Annotated in this window: 13 protein-coding genes and 1 tRNA gene; 11 read left to right on the forward strand and 3 right to left on the reverse strand. The window is 60.7% G+C overall.

Annotated features, from left to right (window positions below; genetic code table 11):
* The first annotated feature begins 46 nt into the window (after window positions 1-46).
* A complete protein-coding gene (locus QN219_RS31275) occupies window positions 47-910 on the forward strand; it encodes an alpha/beta hydrolase (protein ID WP_284004325.1) in 864 nt (287 codons plus the stop codon).
* 68 nt (window positions 911-978) lie between these two features.
* Here the strand turns inward: QN219_RS31275 and QN219_RS31280 are convergent, their stop codons facing one another.
* Window positions 979-1,512 (reverse strand): AAA family ATPase, encoded by a 534-nt coding sequence (locus tag QN219_RS31280; protein WP_289624324.1) that lies wholly within the window; start codon window positions 1,510-1,512, stop codon window positions 979-981.
* 142 nt (window positions 1,513-1,654) lie between these two features.
* Here QN219_RS31280 and QN219_RS31285 point away from each other — a divergent pair, with 142 nt between their 5' ends.
* From QN219_RS31285 to QN219_RS33910, 3 genes are all read left to right on the forward strand, one after another.
* On the forward strand, window positions 1,655-2,488 hold the full coding sequence (locus QN219_RS31285) for a response regulator (RefSeq protein ID WP_284004326.1): 834 nt from the start codon (window positions 1,655-1,657) through the stop codon (window positions 2,486-2,488).
* A gap of 403 nt (window positions 2,489-2,891) precedes the next feature.
* The gene (locus QN219_RS31290; protein WP_284004327.1) at window positions 2,892-4,184 is read left to right on the forward strand and encodes a diguanylate cyclase; all 1,293 of its coding nucleotides are present in this window, start codon (window positions 2,892-2,894) and stop codon (window positions 4,182-4,184) included.
* Window positions 4,185-4,378: 194 nt separating this feature from the next.
* A complete protein-coding gene (locus tag QN219_RS33910) occupies window positions 4,379-4,747 on the forward strand; it encodes a hypothetical protein (protein ID WP_289624328.1) in 369 nt (122 codons plus the stop codon).
* A gap of 1 nt (window position 4,748) precedes the next feature.
* On the opposite strand, the gene QN219_RS31300 is transcribed toward QN219_RS33910, so the two are convergent.
* A tRNA-Lys gene (locus QN219_RS31300) sits at window positions 4,749-4,824 on the reverse strand.
* Between the two features lie 299 nt (window positions 4,825-5,123).
* Between QN219_RS31300 and QN219_RS31305 the strand changes: the two genes are divergently transcribed.
* Entirely contained in the window at window positions 5,124-5,870 is a 747-nt protein-coding gene (locus tag QN219_RS31305; protein WP_284004328.1) for a cytochrome c biogenesis CcdA family protein, read from the forward strand.
* A gap of 229 nt (window positions 5,871-6,099) precedes the next feature.
* The gene (locus QN219_RS31310; RefSeq protein ID WP_284004329.1) at window positions 6,100-7,062 is read left to right on the forward strand and encodes an AEC family transporter; all 963 of its coding nucleotides are present in this window, start codon (window positions 6,100-6,102) and stop codon (window positions 7,060-7,062) included.
* Here the strand turns inward: QN219_RS31310 and QN219_RS31315 are convergent.
* Window positions 7,030-8,241, reverse strand: a complete 1,212-nt coding sequence (locus QN219_RS31315) for a UbiH/UbiF family hydroxylase (RefSeq protein ID WP_284004337.1) — start codon at window positions 8,239-8,241, stop codon at window positions 7,030-7,032. The genes QN219_RS31310 and QN219_RS31315 overlap by 33 nt on opposite strands.
* A gap of 280 nt (window positions 8,242-8,521) precedes the next feature.
* Between QN219_RS31315 and pcsA the strand changes: the two genes are divergently transcribed.
* The 5 genes from pcsA to QN219_RS31340 all read left to right on the forward strand — a co-directional run.
* Entirely contained in the window at window positions 8,522-9,247 is a 726-nt protein-coding gene (pcsA, locus tag QN219_RS31320; protein ID WP_173512909.1) for a phosphatidylcholine synthase, read from the forward strand.
* Between the two features lie 9 nt (window positions 9,248-9,256).
* Window positions 9,257-10,234 (forward strand): quinone oxidoreductase, encoded by a 978-nt coding sequence (locus QN219_RS31325; RefSeq protein ID WP_284004330.1) that lies wholly within the window; start codon window positions 9,257-9,259, stop codon window positions 10,232-10,234.
* A 50-nt stretch (window positions 10,235-10,284) separates the two neighbouring features.
* The gene (locus QN219_RS31330; protein ID WP_284004331.1) at window positions 10,285-11,859 is read left to right on the forward strand and encodes an ABC transporter ATP-binding protein; all 1,575 of its coding nucleotides are present in this window, start codon (window positions 10,285-10,287) and stop codon (window positions 11,857-11,859) included.
* Window positions 11,849-12,943, forward strand: coding sequence for an ABC transporter permease (locus QN219_RS31335; protein ID WP_284004332.1), 1,095 nt, complete (start codon window positions 11,849-11,851; stop codon window positions 12,941-12,943). Before QN219_RS31330 ends, QN219_RS31335 begins: the two co-directional genes overlap by 11 nt.
* On the forward strand, window positions 12,943-13,395 hold a 453-nt coding region (locus tag QN219_RS31340; RefSeq protein ID WP_405052296.1), incomplete at its 3' end, for an ABC transporter permease subunit. The genes QN219_RS31335 and QN219_RS31340, both read left to right, overlap by 1 nt.

Below are 13,395 nucleotides of genomic sequence, written 5' to 3' on the forward strand. Positions count from 1 at the left end.
ATTGTCGACGCCGGCATGTGCCGCGCACGAACGAGGAGGGAAATAGATGTTCCGTACCGCTCTGATAGCCGGGGCGCTGCTTGTCGCAGGCCCCGTGCTCGCTCAATCCGAACCCGTGGGAGATCGGGTCGAGGTCAACGGCATGCAGATGTATTACGAGGTGTCGGGCGAGGGCGATCCGCTGATCGTGCTCCACGGCGCCTACATGAACATCCCGTCGATGGGCGAGATCATCCCCAAGCTTGCCGAGACCCACAAGGTCTACGCACTCGAGCTGCAAGGCCACGGCCGCACCACCGACATCGACAGGCCGATCACCTATCCCAACTTGGCGGACGATGTCGCGGCGTTCATGGATGCCGCCGGCATCGAGAAGGCCGATGTCTTCGGCTATTCCATGGGTTCCGCCGCCGGACTGCAGCTTGCTGTCCGCCACCCGGAGAAGGTCAACAAGCTCGTCGCCGCTTCCGTCGCCTACGATGCCGAGGGCTGGCAGCCGGCCTTTAAGGAGTTCATCCCGCAGATGACGGTCGAGATGTTCCTGGCGATGCCGTTTGCGGAAGAGTTTCGCAAGCTCGCGGCCAACCCGGACGGGTTTCCCGACCTGGTCAAGAAGTTGATCCAGCTCGAAAAGGAGCCGATGGCATGGGAGGCGGACGTGAAGGCGCTGAAGACTCCCGTGCTGATCGTCACCGGTGACGCCGATGTCGCGACCCTCGAACATTCAGTAGCGCTGTTCCGGCTGCTCGGCGGCGGCGTCATGGGCGACATGGGCAAGCCGCTGCCGGCGTCGCGCCTCGCCGTCCTGCCGGCGACGTCGCACACCGCCGTCATCAAACAGCCGCAGTTGCTGCATGCCTTCATCGAACCGTTTCTGAAGGGCGAGACGCCGAAAGGCATGTTCGAATAGGAAGATCGCCAGCCGAGCGGGGCAGAGTTGAAACGGTCTGCCCTGCCGTTTCGCCCATACAGTCACGGCTAGAGGCGAAATGCTCCGCTTTCCACGGCCGCAATCACCTTTCGCAGCATCTGCTCGCGGCTCCAGTCCTCCGTCCGCAGGGCATGCCGTTCAAGCTCTCCGAGTGTCGAGAGTTGCCTGTGAAGCTCCGCAATCGGGCCGGGATCGGTCAGCGCATCGCCGCCGCGTTCGCGGCAACGCCTGATGGCGAGGTCTAGCGGCGGGCGAAGGACGATGTAATGCAGCGGCACAGTCAGGGCCTTGAATGCCGGCAGGAACCAGGGTCCGACGATACCGTCCACAACGACGAAATAGCCGCCGCGCGCATATCCCTCTGCAGCCCTTGCCAGAACATCGATGACGACCCTGTTCTGCCCGGCGGATTCGGGCAGATAGGGCGCAATCGCGCCGTGCTTGATGAAATGCCAGAAATCATCGGCGTGAAGATGCACCTTCGGCGCCCCCGGCTCCCTTGCAAGGGCCTGCGCTGTCGTCGTTTTTCCGGATCCTGGCGTGCCCGTCAGGATGAGAACTTGGCCAGCAAAATCGATCATGGTCCTCGTTCTATGGGAATGGGTTCAAGACTTCCATATCATCGCGGCGAAACAGCAATTCAGCTGTCGGGTAGCATTAACCCCCAATAAAAGCTTTTGCCCCTAGCATGCTTTCCGGGACACTCTTTCTCATAGGCGATCAATGTCATTCTTCGGCGTTTCCGGAATGTACTATTCCGGCGAATCCCTTGGCGAGCACCGCATCGTGCTTGCCGAGGACTCAAACCTCTTTGCCTCGATGGTCTCGAAGCGGCTGAAGGAGCTGTTCGACATCGACGTGATCGTCTGCCGCGACTACGAGGATCTGCAGTTCGCTGTCGAGAACGCTTCTTTTCCGGCCTCGCTCGCGATCTCCAACATCAATCTCCCGGGTGCCGAAAACGGCGAGGCGCTGAACTACCTGATCGAGATGAGCGTACCGACGATCGTCTTCACCGGCTCCTTCCAGGAGAAGACGCGTGAGGCGATCCTGGCCAAGGACATCGTCGACTATGTCATCAAGGACAGCGTCTTCGCCGTCGACATGCTGGCGGAGTCGGTCTGCCGCTTTCTGACCAACCAGAAGCATCACGTGCTGATCGTCGACGACAGCCCGACGGCGCGCGCGCTTCTGACGACGCAGCTGAAACGCTACAATTTCCGCACGAGCTCGGCCGAGAGCGGTGCCGCCGCGCTCGAAATCCTCAAGGACAATCCCGATATCGCGCTCGTCATCACCGACTACAACATGCCGGATATCGACGGCTTCGAGCTGACGCGCCGCATCCGCGCGGCATACGGCCCGCATCAGCTGCGCGTCATCGGTGTCTCGTCCTCGACGAACCGGCTGCTTTCCGCCCGGTTCCTCAAGGCCGGCGGCAACGATTTCGTCGTGCGCCCCTTCGTCAATGAGGAGTTCTACTGCCGGGTCAACCAGAACCTCGACACGCTGACGAAGATCCGGACGCTGAGCGGCAAGATGAAAATCCCGGCGTGATCCGGCTTCCCTTCCGACGCCTCGCGGGTAAGCCGCGTATCCTATTTCGCACCGCCGGTTGCCGCGTTAACGAAATCGCAACCGGCAGGCCTTTCAATCCATTTGAAATAAGAAATGGGGAAACCCGGTGACAGACCCTGCCGAATGGCAACTCGGCAAATGAGGGTCGGTACCGGCGCAATCGTTTTGGGGCCAGCGTCATCCTCGGGAAGCACGCCTGCGGCCAATGCATGAACCCGCTGCATGAATCCCTGGATCGGAGCCGATTCAAGGCATCATGCAACCGCATGCATGAATTAAATTGGTTGCAGTTAGCTGGCAGCTCTGGCGGGCCGCTGGTGCTGCAGGGATGGGGGCTGCTGGGATTTTGAGACTACGTCGCACGTCCGGGCAGGCGAACTGCGTGCAGAAGCATCGCGACAAGCGGTTGCTGCTCATCGAAGATTCGCGCATGTTCGCGACGGCGTTGAAATACGGGCTCGAAACCACGCTCGGCGCGCGGGTCACGCACTGCGGAACGTTCCAAGCAGTGAAGACCGAGCTTGCGGCCGGACCTGACGAATTCTCGCTCGCGGTGCTCGACCTCAACCTGCCCGATGGGCCGAACTGCGAAGCGCTTGACTTCGTTCTCTCCAGTCGTTTGCCGGCGATCGTCTTCACCGCTGCCTTCAACGACGGCACGCGCGAGAAGATCCTCGGCAAGGACGTGCTGGACTGCATCGTCAAGAACGAACCGGAGTCGATCAAGCGGCTGATCTCGGCGGTCGATCGAGTCCTGACCGAGGGCCGGACGACAGTGCTGGTCGTCAATCCCAACAGGACCTCGCGCTACGATATCGCCGGCCTTTTGCGCCGGCAGCGCTACTCGATCGTCGAGGCGACCACGGCCGGAGAGGCCCTGCAATTTCTCGATGCCGGCGAGGCTGTCGATCTCATCGTCACCGAGACGGAGCTCGACGACATGACTGGCGCGGTGCTGGTCGCGGAAATTCGCAACCGCCAGGGCGAGGATGCCGCGCCGGTCATCGGCCTCTCCGATGACGGCGATGCCCGGCTGGCGGCGCGGTTTCTCGAGGCCGGCGGCGTGGACTTCATCCGAAAGCCTTTCCTTGAAGCGGAATTTGACGCGCGGGTGGCGCAGGCTATCGCCATGCACAAGCGCCTGCAGGCCCTTCGCCGGATGGCGGCGAGCGATTATCTGACGAACATCTATAACCGGCGCCATTTTTTCCTCACAGGGCCACGCCTCGTCGAGCAATGCCTGAGGCGCGGCGCAGGCGCCTCGATCGCAGTCGTCGACATCGACCATTTCAAGCGCCTCAATGATACCTATGGCCACGAGATCGGCGACATCGTGCTGAAGCACGTGGCGCGGCGGCTGAAGTCGCTGGTGGGCGAGGAGCACCTCCTTGCGCGCCTCGGCGGCGAGGAGTTCGGCATTCTCTTCAATGCGCTCGATGTCCGTCGCGCCTATGACTTCTGCGAGCGGCTGCGGCTCGAAATGGAACGCTCGAAGATCGTCGCCGACGACGAGGAACTAACGATCACGATCTCGATCGGCCTTGCGACCATCGAGGCCCAGGAAGCCTTTGACAATTATCTCCACGCCGCCGACCAGTTCCTCTACATGGCAAAGCACGCCGGGCGGAACCGGGTGGTGTCGGAACTGACACTGCTGGACGCGCTGGCATCGTAAGGTTAGCCGACAGGGGCTGCAAAATTCGACGTAAGTCTTGGAGCAGTCCAGGACGTTGTATGCCGGAAAATAGAAGCGGATAATTTTTAGCTGATTGGCCAGTGCCGGCGGTCATTCGCGCTGCGCTGGCTGAAGCATGGCTTTGCGAGCAGAGCCCTGACTAGCTTTCGCAGCGCGCGGAGAGCTGTCCCTCAATGCACACTTCCGGCTCGTCGCATTGTGTAGAATTCGTTCAGCAAGTCGACCAGAACGTCAGCCTTCTCGATCTCCAGACCGACCTGCTCAACATCGTTCACGCGTGCCGGCATACCCGTGAAGATGTCAAATATCGTCCACGTGCCGTCGGTTTCTTTGCGAAGCTCGTAGCGATTCTCGGAAATGGAATACCTTGCCTCAGCGAGCGAGAGCCTAGCGCGGAAGACGCTTTTGGTAAGCCGTTTCCATTGCTGCCATGCGCCAATCATGTGCCGCAAAAGCCGGAAATGTGCCGCAAATATCGTCAACGAGCCATCATCGTAACGTTAGAAAATGCACGCAAACCGTTTATTTCATTGGCGATTTAGGTGGTGAGCGCGCAGGGATTCGAACCCTGGACCTACTGATTAAAAGTCAGTTGCTCTACCGACTGAGCTACGCGCTCCCGCGCCGCGGCCGTGAAGCCCGGTGGAAGTGGGCGGACATATGCACGCGAGCTTCGTCGTGGTCAACCCAAAAATTGCGTTGTATGGCGCTTATGCATTCGGATCGAAGCGAAATCGAGAATGCCGCCGATTTGCATAAGTGCCGTGTCAGCGTCAATGCGGAACCTGGTGTCCTCATCCCGATTCGATGGTCGAGGGCAGCGATGCGTGCGGCAAAATGATCGCCAAAAGGTGATTGGTTTCACTGTATACGTATACGTATAGAGAGGCGATATGCCGAGTGCCGGAGTTGTAGCCGTTGTCGATTGCCGATATTTCCATCTGGACAGCCATCCTCGCAGGCGCTCTGTCCTTTCTTTCGCCCTGTGTCCTGCCACTGGTCCCGCCATACCTCTGCTATATGGCCGGCGTCTCCGTTGACCAGTTTCGCGGTGGCGATACCGTCGCGATCGCCAGCACCCGGCGTGCCGTGCTGCCGGCGGCTTTGTTCTTCACGCTCGGCTTTGCGACCGTCTTCGTCGCGCTTGGGGCTGGGGCATCGTCGATCGGTCTCCTGTTGCGGCAATACATGGATCTGCTGTCGCGCATCGGCGGCATCATAATCATCCTCATGGGGCTGCATTTCCTTGGCGTTTTCCGGATCGGCCTGCTTGCGCGCGAGGCGCGCTTTCAGGGTGGCGGCAAGCCGGCGACGCTGTCGGGTGCCTATATCATGGGCCTTGCCTTTGCGTTCGGTTGGACACCCTGCATCGGCCCTGTGCTAGGCACCATTCTCGGGGTCGCTGCCGCGCGCGACACGGTAGCCGACGGCGCGCTGCTTTTGGCGATCTATTCGCTCGGCCTTGCCGTTCCGTTCTGGATCGCAGCCGGGTTTTCCGGTGCTTTCATGCAGTTTCTCTCGCGCTTCAGGCGTCATCTCGGCCTCGTCGAGAAGCTGATGGGCGCACTGCTCGTTCTGGCGGGCCTCGCCTTCCTCTTCGGCTTCGTCAGTTCGGTCGCGATCTGGTTCCAGCAGACCTTTCCCATCCTGATGCAAATCGGCTAGCGCGTTTCGCCGTTCAATTGAAACGGTGAAACGCTTAACTCTTTGAAACGACGCAACTCCGGACGGAAAACCGTTACATGCTTTCCCTGGAATCGCGCTACTGCATGATTCCCTATATCGGAATCGATTTAAGGGCAAATCATGCAGAAACTCAAAGCTTTACAGCGACCTTTGCGCGTCTGATTAGACGCCCGGCGCTGTAAACACGGTGGCGGCGAGGGAAGGGGACATGACGGAAATTGCAGGCTTGGTGCTGCCCTTCTTCGGGCTGATCTTTCTCGGTTATGTCGCTGCTCGCTTCGTCGATCATCCGGGCGAAGCGATGGGTTGGCTGAACACGTTCATCATTTATCTCGCCTTGCCCGCGCTTTTCTTCAAGCTGGTCTCACGCACACCGGTCGAGCAGTTGACGCGCGCTGACTTTATTCTGACCAGTGTCGGGACGACCTATGTCGTCTTTGCACTGATCTTCGCGGCCGGAGTGTTTCTGCGCCGGAGCACCATCCCGGAGGCGACGATCCAGGGATTTGCCGCCGCCTATGGCAACATCGGTTACATGGGGCCGGGATTGGCGTTGCTTGCGCTGGGTGAGGCGGCGGCCGTTCCCGTTGCGCTGATCTTCTGCTTCGAGAATGCGGCGCATTTCACGGTTGCGCCCGCAATGATGGCCGCTGCGGGCGGTCGGAAGGAGCCGCCTGCCGTCCTCGCGCTCGACATTGCGCGCAGGATTGCGCTGCATCCCTTCATTCTTTCGACATTGGCCGGTGTCGCCGCGGCGTTTCTTGCTGTGCAGCCACCGGTGCCATTGCAAAGGCTGATCGACTATCTGGCGCAGGCGGCTGCTCCTTGCGCGCTCTTTGCCATGGGCGTTACGCTGGCACTGAGGCCGATCAAACGGATTCCCGTCGAAATCGGTTACATCGTTCCGGTGAAGCTGATCCTTCACCCCCTACTGATGTATGCGGCGCTCAGCCTCGGCGGTGGCTATGATCCTGTCTGGGTGCAGACGGCGGTGCTCCTCGCCTCGTTGCCCACGGCGACGAATGTCTTTGTGATCGCCCATCAGTATCACGTCTGGCAGGAGCGCGCCTCGGCGACGATCCTGATCACGACGCTGCTGTCGGTCGCAACCGTAACGGGCCTGCTTTATCTGATCCGCTCAGGCGCTCTTCCGGCTGACCTTTTCCCATAAGCTTTCCTTGAGCGCGGTAATGGTGCTGCCGGGATGAATGCCTTCGCGCATCAGCAGGCCGCGAAGCGGACCCGCGGACGAGAGCAGATGCAAGCCGACGGCGCGCAGCGCCTGAACCGGAAGGAATCCGGAGAGCAGGGAGCGGTTGAGAAGATCCACGCTCGCGGTTCTGCTGACGATATCGATCCGCCTGCGGCTGTCGAACCGGTCGCCGGTGCCGACCGGCAGTTTGTTGCCGGTCGCGGTTCCCACGAGTTCGACGAGCGTCATGACATCGCGGAGGCTGAGATTGAGACCCTGGGCGCCGATCGGTGGAAAGGCATGAGCAGCTTCGCCAACGAGGATGATGCGCCCCTTGCCGAAGCGGCGGGCGGTCATGCCGGAGAGCGGGAAGGACTGCGGAATGCCCTCCGCCGTAACCTTGCCGAGAATGGATTGCAGCCGATCCTCGATGACGCGTGAAAGCATGTCCGGCGCGAGCTTCAGCGTCTCGTCCGCATCGCGCGGCTTCTGGACCCATACGAGGCTTGAGCGGTTGCCAGGGAGCGGAACCTGCGTGAACGGCCCGGCTTCGGTGTGGAACTCGGTCGACACGTCCTGGTGCGGAAGCTCGTGGCCGAAATTCAGCACGACAGCCGTTTGCGGATAGGACCACGTATGCACGGCGATGCCCGCGGCCTCACGCACGGCAGAGCGCCGCCCGTCCGCGCCAATGATCAGGTCGGCGGTGACCGTTCGGCCGTCGTCGAGCCCGACCCTTACTTCCTCTTCTGCGAGGTCGAAGATCGTTGCCGCCGCGGTCAGCCGGTCGAGCGTCGGCAACCCGGCTTCATGCTTCTCCAGGATTTCGAGGAACGGTGCATTCGGAATGTTGTAGCCGAATGCCTCCAATCCTACTTCCGACGCCCTGAAATTGACCGGCGGCGCACGCAACAGCCGCTTTGTTCCGTCGATGATATGAATGGCGACGAGCGGCGCCGTCAGCGGCACGATCTCGTCCCAGAGATCGAGTTTCTTGAGGTATTCGATCGACTGGTCCATGAGCGCGGTGGTGCGTCCATCGGCGATTGCGGGCTTTGGCCCGATCAATGCGACCTGGTGGCCGTTTCGCGCCAGCGCGATCGCAGCGAGTGACCCTGCAAGGCCCGCTCCGATAATGACGATGTCGTAGTGATCCATAGCCGACAGGGACCTCTTCCCGCGCGCATCCTCGCGCATTTCTTGATACCTCGGCGACTGTTCTACTCGCATAGGTCATTGAAATAAATGGGCTGAATGAGCACTGCAGCAATCGCCGCATGTCCACAGGACAATTCCTTTGCGATGCTTTTGCACTTGAATTTTGCTGGCGATGCATCGCAAACGGTGCATATTACGGCCAAAGTGCCGCCGATGCGGTCCAGGCGTGACCTCTTGGTCGCGAAAAAAGACGGGATGTAGGGGATAGGCGGCGTCGCCCATGAAGTTCTTTAACTACCGAAGAGTTCCTTACGCCGAGATAAGGGCCTTCTCCGTACATATCCTGACGGCTTCCGGTTCGTTCCTCGCCTTTCTCGGCGTCGTGGCGGCGGCCGAGCATCGTTTCGTCGACATGTTCTGGTGGCTCGGGCTGGCACTGCTCGTCGACGGCATCGACGGGCCGATCGCACGTAAGGTGCGGGTCAAGGAAGTGCTGCCCAACTGGTCGGGAGATACGCTCGACAACGTCATCGACTACGTGACCTACGTCTTGCTGCCCGCATTCGCGCTTTATCAAAGCGGCATGATCGGTGAGCCCTGGTCCTTCGTGGCCGCCGGCGCTATCGTCGTATCGAGCGCTATCTACTATGCGGACATGGGAATGAAGACGGACGAGTATTTCTTTTCCGGTTTTCCGGTCGTCTGGAACATGGTCGTCTTCACGCTCTTCGTCATCCAGGCAAGCGAACTGACCGCGTCGATCGTCGTTTTCCTTTCCGTCGTGCTGACGTTCCTGCCGATCAATTTCCTGCATCCCGTGCGCGTCGAAAGGCTGAGGCCGCTCAATCTCGGCGTCTTCCTGCTATGGTCCGCGCTCGGCATCTATGCTCTGCTTCTGCATTTCGAGACGCCCGCCTGGGTAGCTATTGGCGTCGTGGTGACCGGGGTCTATCTCTACGTCATCGGTTTTGTTCTACAGATATTCCCCAATCTCGGCCGCATGTAGGAGTTGACCATGGCACAGGCGATCGTTGTTCGCGAACTCGGTGGACCCGAAGTCCTGAAAATGGAAGGGGTCACGCTGTCGGCCCCTGGCCCGGATGAGGTTCAGATCCGGCAAGTGGCGGTAGGTCTCAACTTTATCGACGTCTATTTCCGGACGGGCCTCTACAAGTCGGCGACCGGCCTGCCGTTCATTCCGGGTAAGGAGGGGGCCGGCATCGTCACCGCCGTAGGCGATGGCGTGAACCTGTTTTCGGTCGGCGACCGCGTTGCCTACGCTTCCGCCGATGGTGCCTATGCGAGCGAACGCAATGTCGAGGCGTCGCAACTGCTGAAGGTCCCCGACGGCATCAGCCTGGAGACGGCGGCTGCGATGATGCTGAAGGGCATGACCGCCCAATACCTCCTCAACCAGACTTTCAAGGTCGGTCCGGAGACGACATTGCTCTTTCATGCGGCCGCCGGCGGCGTTGGCCTGATTGCCGGGCAGTGGGCGAAGGCGCTGGGCGCGACCGTGATCGGCACGGCGGGATCCCAGGAGAAGATCGATCTCGCTCTCGCCCACGGCTACGACCATGTGATCAACTATGGGACGGAGAATTTCGTCACGCGGGTAAAGGAGTTGACGGGCGGGCGAGGCGTCGACGTCGTTTACGACTCCGTCGGCCGTGATACTTTTCCAGCCTCGCTGGATTGCCTGAAACCGCGCGGCCTGTGGGTCAGTTTCGGCAATTCTTCCGGCCCGGTGGAGGCGTTCAACATCGGCTTGCTGGCGCAGAAAGGCGCGCTCTTTGCAACACGCCCGACGCTTTTCACCTATGTCGCAACGCGGCCGGCGCTGGAGGCGTGTGCAAATTCCCTGTTTGATGTTGTGCAAAGCAACAAAGTGCGTATCAATATCAATCAGACTTATCCGCTCGCCGAGGCCGGCCGGGCGCATACGGATCTGGAAACAAGAAAAACGAGTGGAACGACGTTGTTGATCCCGTGACCAAAACCTGAAGGTGGGCGGGGATCAAAAAGAGGGGAAAAGAGGGCAGCGTGCCTGTTAAGGGACAAACTGCGAGCGGTCCATTGTTGGCTGTGAGCAACCTGACGAAATTGTTCGGCTCGTTCGCAGCCTGCAACGCGATCAATCTGCAGATAGAGCCCGGAGAGATCCACGCTCTGCTCGGTGAGAACGGGGCGGGCAAGTCCACCTTGGTGAAGATGCTCTTCGGCGTTCTCGCGCCCACGGCCGGCGAGATAGCGTGGCAGGGTGAACCGGTGCGTGTCGCCAGCCCCAGTGACGCCCGCAAGCTCGGCATCGGCATGGTTTTCCAGCATTTTTCCTTGTTCGAGGCGCTCACGGTCGCGGAGAACATCGCGCTTTCGATGGATCGGAACGTGTCGCTTGCCCGCGTCGCCGACGAGGCGTCGCGACTTTCGCACGCCTATGGCCTGCCGCTCGACCCGAAAGCGCATGTCGCCGATCTTTCTGTCGGCGAGCGCCAGCGGATCGAAATCGTGCGCGCGCTTTTGCAAAATCCGCAGTTGATCATTCTTGACGAGCCGACCTCTGTGCTGACACCTCAGGAGGCCGACCGCCTGTTCGAGACACTGCAGAAGCTGAAGGCCGAAGGGCGTTCGGTCCTCTATATCAGCCATCGTCTCGAGGAGGTTCAGCGCATCTGCGACCGGGCGACGGTTCTGCGGCACGGCAGGGTGACCGGCGCTTGCGATCCGCGTGCGGAAACGCCGGCCTCGCTGGCGCGGATGATGGTCGGAAGCGATGTGGCGCCGGTGACGCCGGAAGGCACGAACATCAAGGGCGACGTGCAGCTGGAGGCACGCCATCTTTCGGTCCCGGCGCGCACGCCTTTTGCGGTTTCGCTGAAGAACATCTGTCTCAAGGTTCGGGCGGGTGAAGTGCTGGCGATCGCCGGTGTTGCCGGCAATGGCCAGAGCGAGCTTTTCGACGCGCTCTCGGGGGAATATCCGGTTGCGGACGATAACGCGGTGCAGATACGGCAGAGGCCTGTTGGAACCAGGAACATCAACGCGCGGCGTCTGATGGGGGCCGGTTTCGTCCCCGAGGAGCGGCATGGGCACGCGGCGGTCGCGGCGCTTTCCCTGTCGGACAATCTGGTTTTGGCACGCAGTCAATCCGACAAGCGGGCGTTTCTCGGTGGCGGATTCCTCAAGATCATCCGCCAAAGTGCAGTGAAGGCTGCGACCAGGCGGATTTCCGAGGCCATGGATGTTCGCAAGAGCGGCGAGGACCCGCCGGCGGGCTCGCTTTCGGGCGGTAACCTGCAAAAATTCATCGTCGGCCGTGAACTCGATCGCCAGCCATCCGTGCTCGTGGTGAACCAGCCGACCTGGGGCGTTGACGCCGGGGCGGCAAGCCGCATCCGTCAGGCTCTGGTCGATCTTGCCAAGGCAGGATCGGCGGTGCTCGTCATCAGCCAGGATCTGGACGAAATATTCGAGGTGGCGACCGAGATCGCCGTCATCAGCGAAGGGCGCCTTTCCGATCCTTATCCGGCATGGGAACTGTCCCGTGAGAAGATCGGTCTATTGATGGGGGGCATGTACGCCAAGACGGAAGGCGCGGGAGCGGCGCATGCGCATTGAACTCGAAAAACGCGCTCAGGTTTCGGCGCTGTTCTCAATTCTGTCGCCGTTCATCGCTTTCGCGCTGACCATGATCTTCGGCGGAATCATGTTCGCGCTGCTTGGCAAGAATCCAGCTATCGCGCTCTACAGCTTCTTCGTCGAACCCTTGAGCGAAGTCTGGTCGCTACACGAATTGGCAATCAAGGCCGCGCCGCTGATCCTGATCGGTGTCGGCCTCTCCGTCTGCTTCCGGTCCAACAACTGGAACATCGGGGCCGAAGGACAATTCATCATGGGGGCGATCGCGGGCTCGATCCTGCCCGTCGTCTTCTACGACTGGCAATCGCCGATGGTGCTGCCGATGATGATGGTGCTCGGCATGCTTGGCGGCGCTCTCTTCGCTGCGATACCGGCCTTCCTCAAGGCGCATATGAACACCAACGAAATCCTGACGAGCCTGATGCTGGTCTACGTCGCCCAACTCTTTCTCGACTGGATCGTGCGCGGCCCCTGGCGCAATCCGCAGGGCATGAATTTTCCGGAAACCCGCACGTTTGCTGCCGATGCGATCCTTCCTGAGATGCTTGCCTCGGGGCGCACGCATTGGGGCTTCGGCTTCGCGATCATTGCCGCCGTCCTGGTCTGGTTCATGATGCGTTACACGCTGAGAGGATTCGAAATCACCGTTCTCGGCCAGTCCGCGCGGGCAGGGCGCTTTGCCGGCTTTTCGTCGCGCAAGATGATCTGGTTTTCGATGCTGTTTTCGGGGGCATTGGCTGGGCTTGCCGGCATTGCGGAAGTGAGCGGCGCCATCCAGCAACTGCGGCCGGTGATCTCGCCCGGCTACGGCTTCACGGCGATCATCGTGGCCTTTCTCGGCCGCCTCAATCCGCTCGGCATCATCGCCGCCGGTCTGGTCCTGGCGCTGACCTATCTCGGCGGCGAAGCGGCACAGCTCTCGATCGGCGTGTCGGAGAAGGTCACGCGTGTGTTTCAGGGACTGTTGCTCTTCTTCGTGCTGTCCTGCGACACGCTTATTCACTATCGCATAAGGCTCGTGTGGGAGAGGCTCGCCGCGATCAAGACGGATGGAAGCCACTGATGGGCATCGTTGAAGCAATCCTGTTGAGCGTCATCACGGCGGCTACCCCGCTCGTCCTTGCCGCTGCGGGCGAACTTGTCGCGGAGCGATCGGGGGTCCTCAATCTAGGCGTCGAAGGCATGATGATCATGGGCGCCGTCTGCGCCTTTGCTGCAACGCAGCTTAGCGGGGAGCCCTATGTCGGCCTACTGGCCGGCATCGCCAGTGGGGCGTTGTTCTCGCTCCTGTTTGCCTTCCTTACCCTGACGCTTGTCGCCAACCAGGTGGCGACCGGACTGGCCTTGACGCTTCTGGGGCTCGGCGTTTCCGGCATGCTCGGCGAGAGTTTTCTCGGAATGCAGGGGATCAAGCTGCAGCCGATCGCGATACCACTACTCTCCGAGATTCCGTTTTTCGGGCCGCTCCTGTTCCGGCAGGACGCGATCTTCTATCTGTCGATCGCGGTGGTCGCC

This window comes from Sinorhizobium sp. 8-89 (genome assembly GCF_030124325.1).
GTDB lineage: Bacteria > Pseudomonadota > Alphaproteobacteria > Rhizobiales > Rhizobiaceae > Sinorhizobium.

What these genes read in the sequence shown, in the direction of transcription:
- QN219_RS31275 (WP_284004325.1), top strand. Translation starts at nt 47, where the DNA reads ATGTTCCGTACCGCTCTGATAGCCGGGGCGCTGCTTGTCGCAGGCCCC.
- QN219_RS31280 (WP_289624324.1), bottom strand. Translation starts at nt 1,512, where the DNA reads ATGATCGATTTTGCTGGCCAAGTTCTCATCCTGACGGGCACGCCAGGA.
- QN219_RS31285 (WP_284004326.1), top strand. Translation starts at nt 1,655, where the DNA reads ATGTCATTCTTCGGCGTTTCCGGAATGTACTATTCCGGCGAATCCCTT.
- QN219_RS33910 (WP_289624328.1), top strand. Translation starts at nt 4,379, where the DNA reads ATGCACACTTCCGGCTCGTCGCATTGTGTAGAATTCGTTCAGCAAGTC.
- QN219_RS31310 (WP_284004329.1), top strand. Translation starts at nt 6,100, where the DNA reads ATGACGGAAATTGCAGGCTTGGTGCTGCCCTTCTTCGGGCTGATCTTT.
- QN219_RS31315 (WP_284004337.1), bottom strand. Translation starts at nt 8,241, where the DNA reads ATGGATCACTACGACATCGTCATTATCGGAGCGGGCCTTGCAGGGTCA.
- pcsA (WP_173512909.1), top strand. Translation starts at nt 8,522, where the DNA reads ATGAAGTTCTTTAACTACCGAAGAGTTCCTTACGCCGAGATAAGGGCC.
- QN219_RS31325 (WP_284004330.1), top strand. Translation starts at nt 9,257, where the DNA reads ATGGCACAGGCGATCGTTGTTCGCGAACTCGGTGGACCCGAAGTCCTG.
- QN219_RS31335 (WP_284004332.1), top strand. Translation starts at nt 11,849, where the DNA reads ATGCGCATTGAACTCGAAAAACGCGCTCAGGTTTCGGCGCTGTTCTCA.